General features: G+C 46.3%; 19 protein-coding genes. 14 read left to right on the top strand and 5 right to left on the bottom strand.

Annotated elements, in window-relative coordinates:
* Positions 1-35: 35 nt before the first annotated feature.
* Positions 36-341, top strand: a complete 306-nt coding sequence (locus tag V756_RS0104660; RefSeq protein WP_024713652.1) for a YunC family protein — start codon at positions 36-38, stop codon at positions 339-341.
* Positions 342-412: 71 nt separating this feature from the next.
* Entirely contained in the window at positions 413-1,180 is a 768-nt protein-coding gene (gene yunB, locus V756_RS0104665) for a sporulation protein YunB (RefSeq protein WP_024713653.1), read from the top strand.
* Between the two features lie 28 nt (positions 1,181-1,208).
* Here yunB and lytH read toward each other — a convergent pair whose 3' ends face one another.
* Positions 1,209-2,189, bottom strand: a complete 981-nt coding sequence (lytH, locus tag V756_RS0104670; protein WP_024713654.1) for an L-Ala--D-Glu endopeptidase — start codon at positions 2,187-2,189, stop codon at positions 1,209-1,211.
* A 225-nt stretch (positions 2,190-2,414) separates the two neighbouring features.
* Between lytH and lipA the strand changes: the two genes are divergently transcribed.
* Positions 2,415-3,311, top strand: coding sequence for a lipoyl synthase (gene lipA / locus V756_RS0104675; RefSeq protein WP_003222888.1), 897 nt, complete (start codon positions 2,415-2,417; stop codon positions 3,309-3,311).
* Between the two features lie 15 nt (positions 3,312-3,326).
* Here the strand turns inward: lipA and V756_RS0104680 are convergent, their stop codons facing one another.
* Entirely contained in the window at positions 3,327-3,953 is a 627-nt protein-coding gene (locus V756_RS0104680; RefSeq protein WP_024713655.1) for a YhcN/YlaJ family sporulation lipoprotein, read from the bottom strand.
* Positions 3,954-4,066: 113 nt separating this feature from the next.
* Here V756_RS0104680 and V756_RS0104685 point away from each other — a divergent pair, with 113 nt between their 5' ends.
* The 3 genes from V756_RS0104685 to nucF are packed head-to-tail and all read left to right on the top strand — an operon-like array spanning position 4,067 to position 5,599.
* Positions 4,067-4,342, top strand: a complete 276-nt coding sequence (locus V756_RS0104685; protein ID WP_024713656.1) for a YutD family protein — start codon at positions 4,067-4,069, stop codon at positions 4,340-4,342.
* Between the two features lie 23 nt (positions 4,343-4,365).
* Positions 4,366-4,800, top strand: a complete 435-nt coding sequence (locus V756_RS0104690) for a DUF86 domain-containing protein (protein ID WP_024713657.1) — start codon at positions 4,366-4,368, stop codon at positions 4,798-4,800.
* Between the two features lie 28 nt (positions 4,801-4,828).
* Positions 4,829-5,599, top strand: a complete 771-nt coding sequence (nucF, locus tag V756_RS0104695) for a 5' nucleotidase NucF (RefSeq protein ID WP_024713658.1) — start codon at positions 4,829-4,831, stop codon at positions 5,597-5,599.
* A 26-nt stretch (positions 5,600-5,625) separates the two neighbouring features.
* Here the strand turns inward: nucF and V756_RS0104700 are convergent, their stop codons facing one another.
* The gene (locus V756_RS0104700; protein WP_024713659.1) at positions 5,626-6,126 is read right to left on the bottom strand and encodes a phosphatidylglycerophosphatase A family protein; all 501 of its coding nucleotides are present in this window, start codon (positions 6,124-6,126) and stop codon (positions 5,626-5,628) included.
* A 153-nt stretch (positions 6,127-6,279) separates the two neighbouring features.
* On the opposite strand from V756_RS0104700, the gene cotNH reads away from it, so the two are divergent.
* From cotNH to V756_RS0104725, 5 genes are all read left to right on the top strand, one after another.
* The gene (gene cotNH / locus V756_RS0104705) at positions 6,280-7,296 is read left to right on the top strand and encodes a spore coat-associated protein CotNH (RefSeq protein WP_024713660.1); all 1,017 of its coding nucleotides are present in this window, start codon (positions 6,280-6,282) and stop codon (positions 7,294-7,296) included.
* Positions 7,297-7,496: 200 nt separating this feature from the next.
* Entirely contained in the window at positions 7,497-8,798 is a 1,302-nt protein-coding gene (locus tag V756_RS0104710) for a homoserine dehydrogenase (protein WP_024713661.1), read from the top strand.
* Positions 8,798-9,856 carry a threonine synthase gene (thrC, locus tag V756_RS0104715; RefSeq protein ID WP_024713662.1) on the top strand — a complete coding sequence of 353 codons (1,059 nt, stop codon included), beginning with the start codon at positions 8,798-8,800 and terminating at the stop codon, positions 9,854-9,856. Before V756_RS0104710 ends, thrC begins: the two co-directional genes overlap by 1 nt.
* Positions 9,853-10,782 carry a homoserine kinase gene (gene thrB, locus V756_RS0104720; RefSeq protein ID WP_024713663.1) on the top strand — a complete coding sequence of 310 codons (930 nt, stop codon included), beginning with the start codon at positions 9,853-9,855 and terminating at the stop codon, positions 10,780-10,782. Before thrC ends, thrB begins: the two co-directional genes overlap by 4 nt.
* Positions 10,783-10,889: 107 nt before the next feature.
* The gene (locus tag V756_RS0104725) at positions 10,890-12,860 is read left to right on the top strand and encodes a S9 family peptidase (protein ID WP_024713664.1); all 1,971 of its coding nucleotides are present in this window, start codon (positions 10,890-10,892) and stop codon (positions 12,858-12,860) included.
* 41 nt (positions 12,861-12,901) lie between these two features.
* On the opposite strand, the gene V756_RS0104730 is transcribed toward V756_RS0104725, so the two are convergent.
* Positions 12,902-13,237 carry a NifU family protein gene (locus V756_RS0104730; RefSeq protein WP_172458986.1) on the bottom strand — a complete coding sequence of 112 codons (336 nt, stop codon included), beginning with the start codon at positions 13,235-13,237 and terminating at the stop codon, positions 12,902-12,904.
* A 99-nt stretch (positions 13,238-13,336) separates the two neighbouring features.
* Between V756_RS0104730 and V756_RS0104735 the strand changes: the two genes are divergently transcribed.
* Positions 13,337-13,663, top strand: coding sequence for a YuzD family protein (locus V756_RS0104735; protein ID WP_024713665.1), 327 nt, complete (start codon positions 13,337-13,339; stop codon positions 13,661-13,663).
* A gap of 25 nt (positions 13,664-13,688) precedes the next feature.
* Here V756_RS0104735 and V756_RS0104740 read toward each other — a convergent pair whose 3' ends face one another.
* Positions 13,689-14,756: an NAD(P)/FAD-dependent oxidoreductase gene (locus V756_RS0104740; protein WP_024713666.1), complete on the bottom strand. Its 1,068-nt coding sequence runs from the start codon at positions 14,754-14,756 to the stop codon at positions 13,689-13,691.
* Positions 14,757-15,022: 266 nt separating this feature from the next.
* On the opposite strand from V756_RS0104740, the gene V756_RS0104745 reads away from it, so the two are divergent.
* Together V756_RS0104745 and V756_RS0104750 are read left to right on the top strand one after the other, a co-directional pair.
* The gene (locus V756_RS0104745; RefSeq protein WP_024713667.1) at positions 15,023-15,259 is read left to right on the top strand and encodes a YuzB family protein; all 237 of its coding nucleotides are present in this window, start codon (positions 15,023-15,025) and stop codon (positions 15,257-15,259) included.
* Between the two features lie 135 nt (positions 15,260-15,394).
* Positions 15,395-16,609, top strand: a complete 1,215-nt coding sequence (locus V756_RS0104750; protein ID WP_024713668.1) for a NupC/NupG family nucleoside CNT transporter — start codon at positions 15,395-15,397, stop codon at positions 16,607-16,609.
* Positions 16,610-16,723 lie beyond the last annotated feature (114 nt).

Here is a 16,723-nt window from a genome sequence, read left to right on the forward strand (position 1 = left end):
TCATCATAAAGTGATGAAGGAAGGGAGTGGTTGACGTGGTAAATCTGACACCAATCATGATAGAAGGACAGCCTTTTACAGCAGTGACAGTGAAGCTTCCGAAAACGAATTTTATGGCTGTCGCAAATGATCACGGATACATTATGTGCGGTGCGCTTGATGTGGCGCTGCTGAATGAAAAATTAAAGGAACGGGGCATTGTTGCGGGTCGCGCAGTCGGTGTGCGCACCATTGACCAGCTGTTAGACGCACCTTTAGAATCCGTCACATACGCCGCGGAAGATCTCGGCATTCATGCCGGCATGAGCGGCAGAGACGCGCTTTTGAAAATGGTGAAATAAAATAATTTGGCCCGGCTATTACTATGTCCTCTCTTACAAGCATACATTGTGATATGTAAGGGGGGATTTTCTTGCCAAGATATCGCGGCCCTTTTCGCAAGAGAGGACCTTTGCCTTTCCGTTACGTGCTGCTCTTGTCAGCTGTCTTTTTTATCCTGTCAACTACAGTCAGCCTTTGGATGATCAATGGCTCGATTAAACCTGTTTTAATGAGCATCGGCGAGATGGAAACGAAGCGTGTGGCGACAGAGGTGATCCAGGATTCGATAGAGGATTATATGTCTGACAGTGAAAATATGAAAGATATGTTTCAAATGAATTCTGATGAAAACGGAAATTTAACGACAATCGATTTTAATACACAGGTTGTAAACAGCGTGAAAACAAAAGTGACAAAACAGCTCCAGGCTCATCTGAAAGAGTTGGAAACCCATACCGGACACAGCGGCGCCAGTGAAAATATTATGATCAATATTCCGCTGGGACAGGTGACAGGGAACAGTCTCCTTGGAAACCTCGGGCCGAAAATTCCGGTTCGGTTCAATTTAATCGGAGACGCTTTTACAGATGTCAAAACCAAAATCAAGCCGTATGGCATAAATAATGCACTTATCGATATCAGCATCTTTGTTGAAATTAAAGTGAAGGTTATCATTCCGTTCGCAAGCAAAACCGCTGTCGTCACAAATAATGTTCCTGTATCGATTAAAGCCGTTCAGGGCGAAGTGCCGCAGTTTTATAACGGAAGCGGCGGTTCAGGTGTCACGCCTTCTGTCCAGCTTCCGAGCGGCAAAGAAGAGGACAGCGCCAATTCAAAAAATGAAAAAAGCAGCAAATAAGCCGCCTGTCGAAGAGGCGGCTTTTTCGTTATTTCTTTTTTTTATATTCATACCGCTCCCACGCCCTCAAATGCGGGTATGGATCAAACGACCATTCGGTTTTCCCGTTATCTTTGTACATCCCGTAGTGAAGATGCGGCGGGAACTTCCCAGCGGTTCCCGGCGGTCCGTATCCGGAGCTGCCGACGGAACCGATCACTTGGCCGGGCTCAACGATTTGTCCTGTTTTAATCCCTTTGGCAAACCCATTGAGATGGGCAAAATAATGATACGTATTGTTGATGTCTCTAATGCCGATTCTCCATCCTCCGAAGCGGTTCCAGCCCTTCATTTCAACTACGCCGTAGCAGGTGGATTTGACAGGAAGGCCGTAATGGGCAAAGATATCCGTGCCTTCATGAATGCGCCTTCCCCCGAAGCCGCGTGCATCTCCCCATGTGCTGCGATAGCTGTAATCGGTTCTGATCGGAAGCGGAAACGCATGCTCGCCTAAATCAATATGGCCGTAGGCTTTAAACAGCTTCATGAATTCAGATATGATCCCCACTGTCTGATCACGCCGGTAATAATTCCAAAGTCCGATGCGAATGTTGTCTTCGTCTGTGCCATACGAAAGCAAGTATTGGCTGAACGTATACAAAATATCTTCATCATTGCTGACCTCGGCTTTCCCGTCTCCATCACCATCCATGCCGATACCGTCAAACACTTTAATGCTTAACGGCGCATCGTCCTTCGGATTCGGGTTTTCAGGCCCGCTCCAGACTTCATCCGGTATATAGATGCTGATGATTCCAGCCTTGTCAGGCAGATCTTTTCGGTTGCTCCGCACATTTTCCTCGTATTGATCTACTGCGGCGAGAGCGTACCAGGGAATCTGCGTCACAGCCTCGATTTTATGATATAATTCCATCCGTTTCGACAGCACTGGATCTGAAAGCTCTTTTCCAGACGCATAAGGCTCAAACGCAAACAAAAGGAGAAGAAGAGCGGATAACAAAACTTTCACAAAATAATCTCCTTTCATATTGAATACACATAGTTTGCGGCAAGCCGGCTTAAAAATGTCAGTAATGATCTTCCCTTGTCGAGAAATTTTTCCTATGTTAAAGTGTCTAAAGAAAAGACTTTCTTTAGTTAGAAAAACATTATTTTTATTGCAGAAATACCTTTCTCGTTTTCAGAATGTTTCGTGTCAGAAATTGAGTATATTGGATATTGGAGATGATGGGAATTGGCAAAGAAAGACGAACACCTCAGAAAGCCCGAATGGCTCAAAATCAAATTAAATACAAATGAAAACTATACAGGGCTCAAAAAACTCATGCGGGAAAATAACCTGCATACCGTATGCGAAGAAGCAAAATGTCCGAATATTCATGAATGCTGGGCGGTCAGACGTACAGCGACATTTATGATTTTAGGTTCTGTTTGTACAAGAGCGTGCCGTTTCTGTGCTGTCAAAACAGGCCTTCCAACTGAGCTTGACCTGCAAGAGCCTGAACGCGTAGCGGATTCTGTTGCACTTATGAATCTAAAACACGCGGTCATCACGGCTGTTGCGCGTGACGACCAGAAAGACGGAGGGGCAGGCATTTTCGCGGAAACTGTCCGAGCGATCCGCAGAAAAAGCCCGTTCACAACAATTGAGGTGCTGCCGTCTGACATGGGCGGTAACTATGATAACCTGAAAACCTTAATGGATACACGCCCAGACATCCTGAATCACAATATCGAAACGGTTCGCCGCTTGACGCCAAGAGTCCGCGCGCGCGCGACGTACGACCGTTCGCTTGAATTTTTGCGCCGTGCGAAGGAAATGCAGCCTGACATCCCGACAAAATCAAGCATCATGATCGGACTCGGCGAAACGAAAGAAGAAATTATTGAAGTGATGGACGACCTCTTGGCAAACAACGTGGATATTATGGCGATCGGCCAATATCTGCAGCCGACGAAAAAACACTTGAAAGTCCAAAAATACTATCACCCTGATGAATTTGCAGAATTAAAGGAAATTGCGATGCAAAAGGGCTTCAGCCACTGCGAAGCCGGCCCGCTTGTCCGTTCCTCTTACCATGCGGATGAACAGGTGAACGAAGCATCTAAAAAGCGCCAAGCACAAGCATAATGCCAAAACGCCAGATCATCTGGCGTTTTTGTCATTCCTATTGATGTCCTGACGGGTTTCCCCATTGGCATTTTCGTTCTCTGAGACAGGGCTTCCTTGCGGGGAGGTTTTCATTTCTTGAATCGTCCCCGACATAATCTCTCTGATATCCCTTGAACCGGTGCCGAGATTGCTGTAATTTTCGATCGACTGCATATGGTTTGGGTTATCTGAAATATACACATGATAGTATCGCGGGATCACAGAAGCCGCTGTTTTCTTCACTTGATCGGCGGTCAGGCTGCGGTTGCTGGAATCGGTTTTGTATACGACAAGCGCTTCCCGGTCGGTCACCAATGTTGCAGCTTCTTGAATATGGGGGAGCTGAACCGTTACACTTGATATCATGTGAGCGGTTTCTTCCCGGTTCATCACCGGTGTTTTTTGCTGTTCGCCGTCAAATTGTTCTTTTTGATAGCGGACATAGCCAAATTGTCCGTTCTCATCATGCCTGTTAAAAGCCTCGTTGCGGTCAGAAACATGAATGGGCTTGGTTTGATTCTGCGTCTGATTCCGGACATTTTGGGCATCATCAAATCCAGCGCTTCCGCACCCGGATAAAAGCCCGGCCAGCAGGCAGAGGCTGACAGCAGTTCGTTTCATTTATCAATCCCTCCTCATGTGTAGGGTAGCCAAATCGCATGATTTATTCTTTAGCAATTGATGGGGACGGGGCAATGAATTATGATAGGAATGAGTGAAAAAGAGGTGAGATCATGATTCTTATTCAAAATGCCGAATTTGAATTGGTGCACAATTTTAAAGACGGCTTCAACGAAGAGGCTTTTAAAGCCCGCTATTCCGATATTTTAAATAAATACGATTATATTGTGGGGGACTGGGGATACAGTCAGCTCAGGCTCAAGGGCTTCTTTGACGACCAGAATCAAAAGGCAACCTTCGAAACGAAAATCAGTACATTAGATGAATACATTTACGAATACTGCAATTTCGGCTGTGCGTATTTTGTCTTGAAACGGATCAGAAAATAAACATACACAAAGGGGATGCTGTCATGTATTTTGTTGACAGAAACAAGATCGAGCAAACACTCGGGTTCTTTGAGCACCAGCTGGCGCTATTTAACTCACAAACAGACTGGCAGTCTGAAATCGGGGGACTGGCGCTTCAGCGTATAGGCCATTTGCTAATCGAATGCATTCTGGATACAGGAAATGACATGATTGACGGTTTTATTATGCGGGACCCGGGCAGCTATGATGACATTATGGACATACTAGTTGATGAAAAAGTTGTCACGGAACAAGAGGGGACAGAGCTCAAGAAGTTGATTGCCTACCGCAAAACATTGGTTCAGCAGTACCTTCTCGCTGACAGCGCTGAGCTTTACAGGCTGATCAAAGCGCATCAGACAGCTCTTCAGGACTTCCCGCAACGGATCAGAAGCTACTTAGAAACAGAGCTTGGCCCTGTTTCCGCGTTTAAATAAAAACTGGAAACCCACAGGAGTGTTGGAATTGAAAACATATAAAGGGTACTTAATTGATTTAGACGGAACGATGTACAATGGCACGGAAAAAATCGAGGAAGCTTGTGAATTTGTCAGGACGCTGAAAGATCGCGGCGTTCCTTATCTTTTCGTGACAAACAATTCTTCGCGCACACCGAAGCAGGTGGCGGACAAGCTCGTGTCTTTTGATATTCCGGCAACAGAAGAGCAGGTCTTCACGACCAGCATGGCGACTGCCCAGCATATCGCCCAGCAGAAAAAAGATGCGTCTGTATATGTGATCGGGGAAGAAGGCATCCGCCAGGCAATTGAAGAAAACGGCCTGGCGTTTGGCGGCGAAAACGCGGATTTTGTCGTAGTTGGGATTGACCGTTCCATTACATACGAAAAATTTGCTGTCGGCTGCCTGGCAATCAGAAATGGCGCCCGTTTTATTTCCACTAACGGAGATATTGCGATACCGACTGAAAGAGGCCTTCTGCCTGGAAACGGTTCACTGACATCTGTTTTAACCGTATCGACAGGCGTACAGCCGGTATTTATCGGCAAGCCGGAATCGATTATCATGGAGCAGGCGATGCGCGTTCTCGGCACGGATGTGTCGGAAACACTCATGGTCGGCGACAACTACGCGACGGACATTATGGCCGGCATTAACGCCGGTATGGATACGCTGCTCGTTCACACAGGCGTAACGAAAAGAGAGCATATGACAGACGACATGGAAAAACCGACTCATGCGATTGACTCGCTGACTGAATGGATTCCATACATATAAAATAAGGGCGCCCCAAAAGGGTGCCCTTATTCTGTATGCCGTGCGCGGTGTGCGAGCCTGCTTGAGGCTGCGGCGGAAATCGCTCCGACAATATCATCTAAAAAGGTGTGGCATTCGCCTGTTGATTTATCATTCAAATGGTTAAGGATTCCGGGTTTTTCTTTGTCGATGTAACCGTAGTTCGTAAACCCGATCGATCCGTAAATGTTCACGATGGAAAATGCCAGAATCTCATCTACTCCATATAGGCTTTCATCTGTTTCCAGTATCGTTTGCAGCGGTTCAGACAGTTTTTTCTGCTCGGCGAGGACATCCAACTCAATGCCTGTTAAAATCGCGTTTTGCACCTCACGTTTTGCGAGAACACGATTGACGTTCAGCGTGCATTCATCAATGGTTAAATCCGGATGATATTTTTTCTGCAGAAAAAAGACAAGCTCGGCAATGTCTGATACCTCAACGCCGCGCTCCTTCATCCGTGCTCTTGCTTTTGCTTCCATCTGACTGATTTGTTCGTTTTCTGACATCAGCTTCACCCAATCTTTTTTACTAGTTTATACAAAATGTTTGAGATGTTTACGACTTTTTCTTGCGCTTCGTCGGATGAAATATGTATTCATAATTCCGGCTGTGTATGACTACGATGTGATGAGCCCTAATTCTACAGGCAGGTGATCTATGTGAAAGGTACAATAAAAGAAAAATACGGTATTCACATCAGGCAGCTTTCCATGTACCAGCACACATATCAATGCTTTCAGACGCCAAATTCATTCTTTCTGATTGTCCCCGTTTCCCAATTCTCTGATACCGAACTGTCGGAGCTTTATTACATGAGTCAGTATTTACAAGAACAAAGTGACCCATACGTTTCTGTTTTTATCTTTACAAAAGAAGGTGAGCTTACATTTGAACATGAAGAAAAAACATATGCTTTGCTGAAGGCGGCACCTCCTTATTCAAGCCGGGCGTTTTCCATTGGACAGGAGCTTGCGGAATTTCACCGAAAAGGCCGCGGATATCCGTATGAAGTGAAGGCAGCCGGAAGAATCGGCCAGTGGAAGGACCTGTGGGGGAAACGTATTGATCAGCTGGAGGTGTTTTTGCAGCGAAAGGTTCATACGCCTCCATACGAGCCATTCGATAAAAAAATGATTGAGTCTTTTCCATATTATGTGGGGCTGTCAGAAAACGCGATACAATATTTAGTGGACACTGAGCTGGATGACAAGCCTCAAGCCGTTGATTCAGGAACGATATGCCATCAGCGGATGGAAAGACATACATGGTCACCCGAATCTTTGATCAGGATTCCGGCTGATTGGGTATTTGACCATGCCTCACGCGATCTGGCTGAATATATGAGGCATACGTTTTTGCATCACAGACAAGATTTTCATCAGCAGGGCTTTCACTTTTTACAGGAATACGAGCAAATCACGCCGCTGTCTTCGTTTTCAAAACGTCTTCTGTACAGCCGTCTGCTCTTTCCGCTTCATTATTTTGAAATCGTGGAAAGCTACTACATGTCACCAGAATCAGAAAAGCATTATTATGAAGAGCAGCTTGACTTCATTCTTGACGACTGCGGCCGCTATGAGCAATTTCTCAATACAGCGCAGGAATTCATGAATATGCGTGCACAGAAGCTGTTTGTTCCACGCGTGAACTGGCTCGGCAAAGGAAGTCCAGGGTGAGGAGAAAATCTGACAAAAATAATTAGAAAATAATGAATCTTGTCATATCAATGTGTTAAGCGTTTACATTCATAAAATTCAGCCGATTGCTGTCTTGTCAAAACAGGAGCGGGCTTATATAATGTTTGTAACTTATATGTCTGTGTTGAGTTAACAATTGTCCTTTTGAAGAGGACAATTAAAAGAAAGGTGGAGTTTTTTTGAAAGCGATTCGTGTAGGGCTTTTAGGTTTAGGTACCGTCGGAAGCGGTGTCGTTAAAATTATTCAAGACCATCAGGATAAGCTGATGCATCAGGTTGGCTGTCCCATTACGATAAAAAAAGTGCTTGTGAAAGATGTAGAGAAAAAGAGAGAAGTAGATTTGCCGAAGGAAGTGCTTACGACAGAAGTATATGATGTCATCGATGATCCGGATGTTGATGTCGTCATCGAGGTAATCGGCGGAGTTGAGCAGACAAAACAATATTTGGTCGACGCGCTCAGATCGAAAAAGCATGTAGTCACAGCAAACAAGGATTTAATGGCTGTGTACGGCTCCGAGCTGCTTGCGGAAGCGAAGGAAAATGGCTGCGATATCTTCTTTGAAGCCAGTGTTGCCGGCGGGATTCCGATTCTGCGCACGTTAGAAGAAGGCCTCTCATCAGACCGGATTACAAAGATGATGGGAATTGTGAACGGCACAACGAACTTCATCTTAACAAAAATGATTAAAGAAAAAAGCCCTTACGAGGAAGTGCTCAAGGAAGCGCAGGATCTCGGCTTTGCCGAAGCAGATCCGACTTCGGACGTGGAAGGGCTTGACGCCGCACGGAAAATGGCGATATTGGCGCGTCTCGGCTTCTCGATGAACGTGGATCTGGAAGACGTCAAAGTAAAAGGAATCTCCCAAATTACAGACGAAGACATCAGCTTCAGCAAACGCCTCGGCTATACGATGAAGCTGATCGGGATCGCGCAGCGTGACGGCGGCAAAATTGAAGTCAGTGTACAGCCGACACTGCTTCCTGACCATCATCCGCTTTCTGCCGTGCATAATGAATTTAACGCCGTTTATGTATACGGCGAGGCTGTTGGCGAGACGATGTTCTACGGGCCGGGAGCCGGAAGCATGCCGACTGCGACTTCTGTTGTTTCTGACCTTGTCGCTGTCATGAAAAATATGCGTCTCGGCGTAACCGGAAACAGCTTTGTTGCGCCGCAGTATGAGAAAAACATGAAGTCGCCGTCTGACATTTACGCACAGCAATTTTTAAGAATTCACGTCAAAGATCAGGTCGGTTCATTCTCGAAAATTACGTCTGTGTTCTCGGAACGGGGTGTAAGCTTTGAAAAGATCCTTCAGCTTCCAATTAAAGGACACGATGAGCTGGCAGAAATCGTGATTGTCACACACCATACATCAGAAGCTGATTTCAGTGATATCCTGCAAAACTTAAATGATTTGGAAGTCGTTCAAGAAGTGAAAAGCACATATCGAGTAGAAGGGAACGGTTGGAGCTAATGTGGAAAGGACTCATCCATCAATATAAAGAATTTTTACCTGTAACAGATCAAACACCTGCGCTTACGTTACATGAAGGAAACACACCCCTTATTCATCTGCCGAAGCTGTCTGAACAGCTCGGAATTGAACTTCATGTTAAGACGGAAGGCGTTAATCCTACGGGATCGTTTAAAGACCGCGGCATGGTCATGGCTGTGGCGAAGGCAAAAGAAGAAGGAAATGACACGATTATGTGTGCGTCAACAGGAAACACTTCCGCTGCCGCGGCTGCATACGCAGCCCGCGCCAACATGAAATGCATCGTCATCATCCCGAACGGCAAAATCGCGTTCGGAAAACTTGCTCAGGCTGTCATGTACGGAGCCGAGATTATCGCAATCGACGGAAACTTTGACGATGCGCTTAAAATTGTCCGTTCCATCTGTGAGAAATCGCCGATCGCTCTCGTCAACTCAGTCAACCCTTACCGCATCGAAGGCCAAAAAACAGCAGCCTTCGAAGTGTGCGAACAGCTGGGAGAAGCGCCGGATGTCTTGGCGATCCCGGTCGGAAACGCGGGAAACATCACTGCGTACTGGAAGGGCTTCAAGGAATATCATGAGAAAAACGGCACAGGCCTGCCGAAAATGCGCGGCTTTGAAGCGGAAGGCGCGGCGGCAATCGTTCGCAATAAAGTGATTGAAAATCCGGAAACAATAGCGACGGCGATTCGTATCGGAAACCCTGCGAGCTGGGACAAAGCTGTAAAAGCAGCTGAGGAATCCAACGGGAAAATTGACGAAGTCACAGATGAAGAAATTCTTCACGCCTATCAGCTGATCGCCCGTGAAGAAGGCGTGTTTGCAGAACCTGGTTCTTGCGCGTCCATCGCCGGCGTTTTGAAACAAGTAAAATCCGGAGAAATTCCAAAAGGCAGCAAGGTTGTGGCTGTATTAACTGGAAACGGACTGAAAGATCCGAACACAGCTGTCGATATTTCCGAAATCAAGCCGGTCACATTGCCGACTGATGAAGACAGCATTCTTGAATATATAAAAGGAGCGGCCCATGTATGAACGAAGCCGACATGCTGTTCACTGTCACTGTTCCCGGAAGCACGGCTAACTTAGGCCCCGGCTTTGATTCAGTCGGGATGGCGCTTAGCCGCTACTTAAAGCTGACCGTCTTTGAAAGCGACAAATGGTCTTTTGAACCTGAAACAGAAACAGTCGCCGGAATCCCGGCGGGCACAGATAATCTGATCTATCAAGTGGCGAAACGGACAGCAGATTTGTACGGTAAAGAAATGCCGCCTGTCCATGTGAAGGTGTGGAGCGACATCCCGCTCGCCCGCGGCCTTGGAAGCAGCGCCGCGGCGATTGTAGCGGCGATTGAACTGGCTGATGAATTATGCGGCTTACAGCTCTCAGAGGCGGACAAGCTGCATTTAGCCAGCCTTGAAGAAGGACACCCGGATAATGCGGGTGCTTCCCTCGTTGGCGGACTTGTCATCGGCTTGCATGAGGATGACGAGACACAATTGATCCGCGTCCCTGATGCTGACATTGATGTTGTCGTAGTCATTCCTTTTTACGAGGTGCTGACAAGAGACGCAAGAGATGTGCTGCCGAAAGAGTTTCCGTATGCGGACGCAGTAAAAGCAAGCGCCGTCAGCAATATCCTCATTGCTGCGATCATGTCAAAGGATTGGCCGCTCGTCGGGAAAATCATGAAGAAGGATATGTTCCATCAGCCGTATCGTGCGATGCTTGTCTCTGAATTGTCCAAGGTAGAGCACGTCGCCGAGATGAAGGGCGCATATGGAACGGCTCTCAGCGGGGCAGGCCCGACGATTCTCGTTATGACTGAAAAAGGAAAGGGAGAAGAGCTGAAAGAACAGCTCGCGCTTCATTTTCCTCATTGTGAAGTCGACGCTTTGACCGTTCCGAAAGAGGGAAGTATAATAGAGCGAAATCCTTTGTATCAAGTCAAAAGTGTATAGATCATGCCAAGCGTTCCTCAGCGTCAGCAGAGGACGCTTTTTTTCTGCCCGAGATAAAGGAGTTTTTATTTAGAAAACGAAATACATGTAAAAAGGAGGAGATGAATATGAAAAAGCTGATGACCGCAGAAGACATCACAGCGATTGTCTCTGTGACCGATCCCCAGTACGCCCCGGACGGCAGCCGCGCCGCATATGTGCAGTCGCAAGTGAATCGAGAGCAAGACTCGTATACATCTAATATATGGGTCTATGAAACGAAAAGCGGCGATTCTGTTCCTTGGACACACGGAGAAAAGCAAAGCACAGATCCAAGGTGGTCTCCGGACGGGCGTACGCTTGCCTTTATTTCTGATCGTGAAGGCGATGCAGCGCAGCTGTATATCATGGGCGCTGAAGGCGGAGAAGCGAGAAAACTGACTGATATCCCGTATGGCGTCTCAAAGCCAATATGGTCCCCTGATGGCGAATCGGTGCTTGTCACTGTCAGTTTGGGAGAGGGAGAAAGGATTGATGACCGAGAGAAAAAGGAGCTGGACAGCTTTGAACCTATTGAAGTGCAAGGTCTAGCCTATAAACGGGACGGAAAAGGGCTGACGAGAGGCGCTTATGCCCAGCTTGTGCTTGTCAGCGTGAAGTCTGGCGAGGTGAAGCAGCTGACAAATCACAAGGCTGATCATGACGACCCTGCTTTTTCTTCTGATGGAAAATGGCTTGTTTTCTCAGCGGATTTGACTGAAACAGATGATGCCAGCAAGCCGCATGATGTCTGTATGATGTCGCTGGAGACTGGAGATATCAAGCAAATTACGTCCCATCGCGGCTCATTTGGACCAAGCTCATTTTCACCGGATGGAAGGTATCTTGCTTTGCTTGGGCACGAACAGGAATATCAAAATGCAACACTCGAAAAGGCGTGGCTTTATGATATCGAACAAGACCGTCTCACATGTCTGACTGAAATGCTTGATGTTCATTTAGCGGATGCGATGATTGGAGATTCATTGATCGGAGGGGGCGAGCAGCGGCCAGTTTGGACGAAGGACAGCCAAGGGTTCTATGTGATCGGCACAGATCAAGGCAGCACGGGAATCTATTATATTTCGATTGAAGGTCTTGTGTATCCGATTCGTCTCGAAAAAGAGTATATCAATAGTTTTTCCATTTCACCTGACGAACAGCACTTTATTGCCAGTGTGGCAAAACCAGACAGACCGAGCGAGCTTTACAGCATCCCGCTTGGACAGGAAGGGAAGAGGCTGACTGGCGTGAATGACAAGTTTGTAGGCGAGCATACCATTTCAATACCTGAAGATATTCAATTTGTCACAGAAGACGGCGTGACGGTGAACGGCTGGCTGATGAAGCCTGCACAGGCGGGAGACTCGTCATATCCTCTGATTCTCAACATACACGGCGGACCGCACATGATGTATGGGCATACATATTTTCATGAATTTCAAGTGCTGGCGGCGAAAGGATACGCGGTTGTTTATATCAATCCGAGAGGAAGCCATGGCTACGGGCAGGAATTTGTAAATGCCGTCAGAGGAGATTATGGAGGAAAGGATTATGGGGATGTGATGCAGGCTGTGGATGAGGCGATCAAACGAGATCCGCAGATTGATCCAAAACGGCTCGGTGTCACAGGCGGAAGCTACGGAGGCTTTATGACCAATTGGATCGTCGGACAGACAAACCGCTTTAGAGCCGCCGTCACCCAGCGCTCGATTTCAAACTGGATCAGCTTTCACGGCGTCAGTGATATCGGCTATTTCTTCACAGACTGGCAGCTTGAGCATGACATGTTTGCAGACACAGAAAAGCTCTGGGATCGTTCCCCTTTAAAATACGCGGCAAACGTAGAGACGCCGCTTTTGATTCTGCATGGTGAGCGAGATGACCGGTGTCCGATTGAGCAGGCGGAGCAGCTATTTATCGCTTTGAAAAAAATGGGCAAGGAAACCAGGCTCGTCCGTTTTCCGAAAGCGTCGCATAATTTGTCACGCAGCGGACACCCGGGACAGCGGATCAAGCGTCTGAATTACATCAGTTCATGGTTTGACCAATATCTTTAATAAAAAAGCCGGGCTGATCAAATATCAGCCCGGCTGCTTTATTAAAAGACTTGTTCTACTTCAACGACACCCGGCACTTCTTCAAGAAGAGCGCGTTCAATTCCGGCTTTCAGCGTAATTGTTGAACTTGGGCAGCTGCCGCATGCGCCGAGAAGGCGAAGCTTAACAATACCTTCATCTACGTCTACAAGCTCACAGTCACCGCCGTCACGAAGTAAAAACGGACGAAGTTTGTCCAGTACTTCCTGCACCTGTTCTTTCATTTCAACTTCAGTCATGACATTCGCTCCTTTCGTCGTCATAAAACCATTATATTCAGTGCAACAATAAAAATCTATTGTTTGGTTTGCAAAGTTGCTTTCCCTATTATAGCACATTGGAACTTGAACACAAAAACGGTTTTTTTCTATAAAAACGTCTTTTGGCTCTGTATACTGAAAGAAAGGACTTACATAGGGAGAAGGAGGCGTTTATCAGTGACAAAACCTGTCAAGCTCAGTGTGTATGGGGCGGAAACCGTTTGTGCGAGCTGTGTCAATATGCCGACGGCCAAGGATACATACGAGTGGCTTGAGGCTGCGCTGAAAAGAAAATATCCAAATCAGCCTTTTGCGATGCAATATATCGATATTTATGAGCCGCCAGACAATGAACATGCGCAAGAGCTTGCGGAAAAAATCAGAAATGACGAGTATTTTTATCCGCTTGTGCTCGTAGAAAACAAAATTGTCGGTGAAGGCAATCCAAAATTAAAAGACGTGTATGAGGAAATGGAGAAGCATGGGTATACAGAAAACCGCTGATAAAATCAGCGGTTCATTTCTATCATTAACCGTTATGGTGTTTGTACATCCACAGCAAGCCTGATTTCAGCAAACGCGGAACTCGGCCGATCAGCGGGCGGTCAGCAACTAAGCCAAAGCCTGCTTTTTTCCCGAGTGAACCGAGAACACCTTTCAGCTTAAACTGCGGCATTGATTCTGGAAGGGCTTCTCCGTTCCAGCGTTTTTGCAAGATTTGGACAATCTGCTCTGCCTGAGCCTCTGCCAGCTGGGCGCTCGGTGCATGAGGAAGGCTGGCACAATCGCCGACAACATACAGATGTTCATCACCAGGAAGATTGTGATGAGGCGTTAATACGACACGCCCTTGTGCGTCTTTTTCCACATCTAAGTCTCTGACGACTTTGTTCGGCTGTATGCCGGCTGTCCACACGATGACGTCTGCAGAAACCGGATCATCGTGGTTATACACAACGCCTTCTTCTACTTTTGTGATATTTGCCCTGTTAATAATGCGGACACCGTGCTCTTCGAACCAATTTTGCACATATTTGCTCAAACGCTCTGGAAAGCTTGATAAAATAAGATCGCCCCGGTCGAATAAAATAATGTTCAGGTCGTCACGGCTTTCTCTCAATTCACTTGCAAGCTCAACGCCGCTTAAGCCCGCTCCGACAATGGCAACAGTGGCATTAGCGCTAAGGTTATTCAGCTTTTGATAGGTTTCGCGGGACTGATCGATGGTTTGAATGCTGTAGGTGAATTCAGGCGCTCCCGGCACGTTGTGATACTTATCCTCACAGCCGAGCCCGATCACGGCGTCATCGTAAGAAATCGGTTCACGATCTTGGAACAGCACTTGTTTTTGTGCAATATCAATTGATGAGATATCACCGTATTGGACATCTAAGCGAGGGTGCTCTGGAAATGTCACTCTGATATGATGGTCAGAAATTGTCCCTGCGGCAAGGGCATAATATTCTGTTTTCAAGCAGTGATAAGGATTTCTGTCAATTAACGTGATTGAAACATCATCTGGCAGCTGGTTTGGCAATAAGCGATGAAGAACACGCATGTTCCCGTAACCTCCGCCGATCAAGACCAATTTTTTCATTTGAATTCCCCTTTAATCCGAAGAGTATGATAGACACATTGAAGAAAAAAACTACGAACTATGTAAAATAACATCTAGAATTATATCGAATTTGATCTAAAATCACAATAATAGTTTCAAAATAACCTACAAATTAGCCTAAAAACACAAATTAGTAAAACGTTATTCGAGTAATGATATGTTACGATAATAAATTTTGTATCGTCCGTTGTTTTTGACGAATGATGAAAAATTGGCGATAATGGACATATGTGAGGTGAAACCGCATGAATCCAATGATTGAATTTTGTGTCAGCAATTTGGCTCACGGCTCTCAGGAAGCCCGGGCGATTTTGGAGAAGGATCCTAATTTGGATGTCCTTGAATATGGCTGTTTAAGCTACTGCGGGATATGTATGGAATCGCTTTTCGCTCTGGTCAACGGAGAAGTCGTCAAGGGTGAAACGCCTGCTGAGCTTGTTGAGAATATATACACCTTTATTGAAGAAAATCCAATGTTTTGAAGAAAAGGGCCTAGACAGGCCCTTTTTTATTTTGCCGTCCAAAAGAACTAAAAAATGTGTAGACATCAAAAAATATTATTGTTATCGTATAAAAGATATTTTTCAAAATAAAATGTAAGAGGTGTACGAGTATTCATGAGTGTTCTGTGGGGACTGCTGGGCGCAGTTGCGATCGTTGCTATCGCGTTTTTATTTTCAGAAAAGAAAAGCCATATTAAGATAAGAACCGTCATTGTTGGTTTATGTACACAGGTGGCGTTTGGATACATCGTGTTGAAATGGGAAGCGGGACGCGCTGTTTTTTTATGGTTTTCAAGCCGTGTACAGCTTCTGATTGATTATGCAAATGAAGGCATCAGTTTTATTTTTGGGCCGCTTCTAAAAGTCGGTGACAGTCCGGCTTTTGCATTAAGTGTACTGCCCGTTATCATTTTCTTCTCTGCACTGATCGCAGTTTTATATCATTTAAAAATCATGCAGCTTATTTTCCGTGTTATTGGCGGCGGATTGTCGAAGCTTCTTGGGACAAGCAAAACGGAATCTCTAGCAGCTGCTGCTAATATTTTTGTAGGACAATCTGAATCTCCATTAGTAATCAGACCTCTTATTGCGGGGCTGACGCGCTCTGAGTTGTTCACGATTATGACGAGCGGTCTATCGGCTGTTGCGGGTTCAACCTTGTTTGGATACGCGCTTCTCGGTATTCCGATTGAATATTTGCTTGCGGCCAGCTTTATGGCAGCTCCCGCGGGACTTGTCTTTGGTAAATTGATTATTCCCGAAACGGAAAAGCCGCAAACCGTAAAAAGCGATTTTAAAATGGATGAAGGCGAAGGCGCAGCCAATGTGATTGACGCAGCCGCAAAGGGAGCGTCAACAGGCCTGCAAATTGCCTTAAATGTTGGTGCGATGCTGCTCGCGTTCGTTGCGTTAATCGCTGTAGTAAACGGAGTTCTCGGCGGAGTTTTCGGCTTATTCGGCTTAAAAGGCGTCACATTAGAATCCATTCTCGGCTATGTGTTTTCTCCAATCGCCTTTTTGATTGGTGTGCCTTGGCATGAAGCGTTGCAGGCGGGAAGTTATATCGGCCAAAAATTAGTGCTGAATGAGTTTGTCGCTTATTCTAACTTCGGTCCGCACATCGGCGAGTTTTCTAAGAAAACCGCTACGATTATCAGTTTCGCGTTATGCGGTTTCGCCAATTTTTCATCAATTGCGATTATGCTCGGTACGCTAGGGGGATTAGCGCCCAGCCGCCGTTCGGATATCGCGCGCCTGGGCCTGAAGGCTGTTCTTGCGGGAACATTAGCCAATCTGCTCAGCGCAGCCATTGCCGGCATGTTTCTATAAACAATAAAAGCTCCTTGCGTCAGCGCAAGGAGCTTTTATGTATGAAAAACGGGGGATAATGGTATTGTGTCCGTTTATAATAGCTTTTATACTAAGTAAAAGAAAAAAAGTTGG

The sequence above is a fragment of the Bacillus tequilensis KCTC 13622 genome, from assembly GCF_000507145.1.
GTDB classification, from domain to species: Bacteria; Bacillota; Bacilli; order Bacillales; family Bacillaceae; genus Bacillus; species Bacillus tequilensis.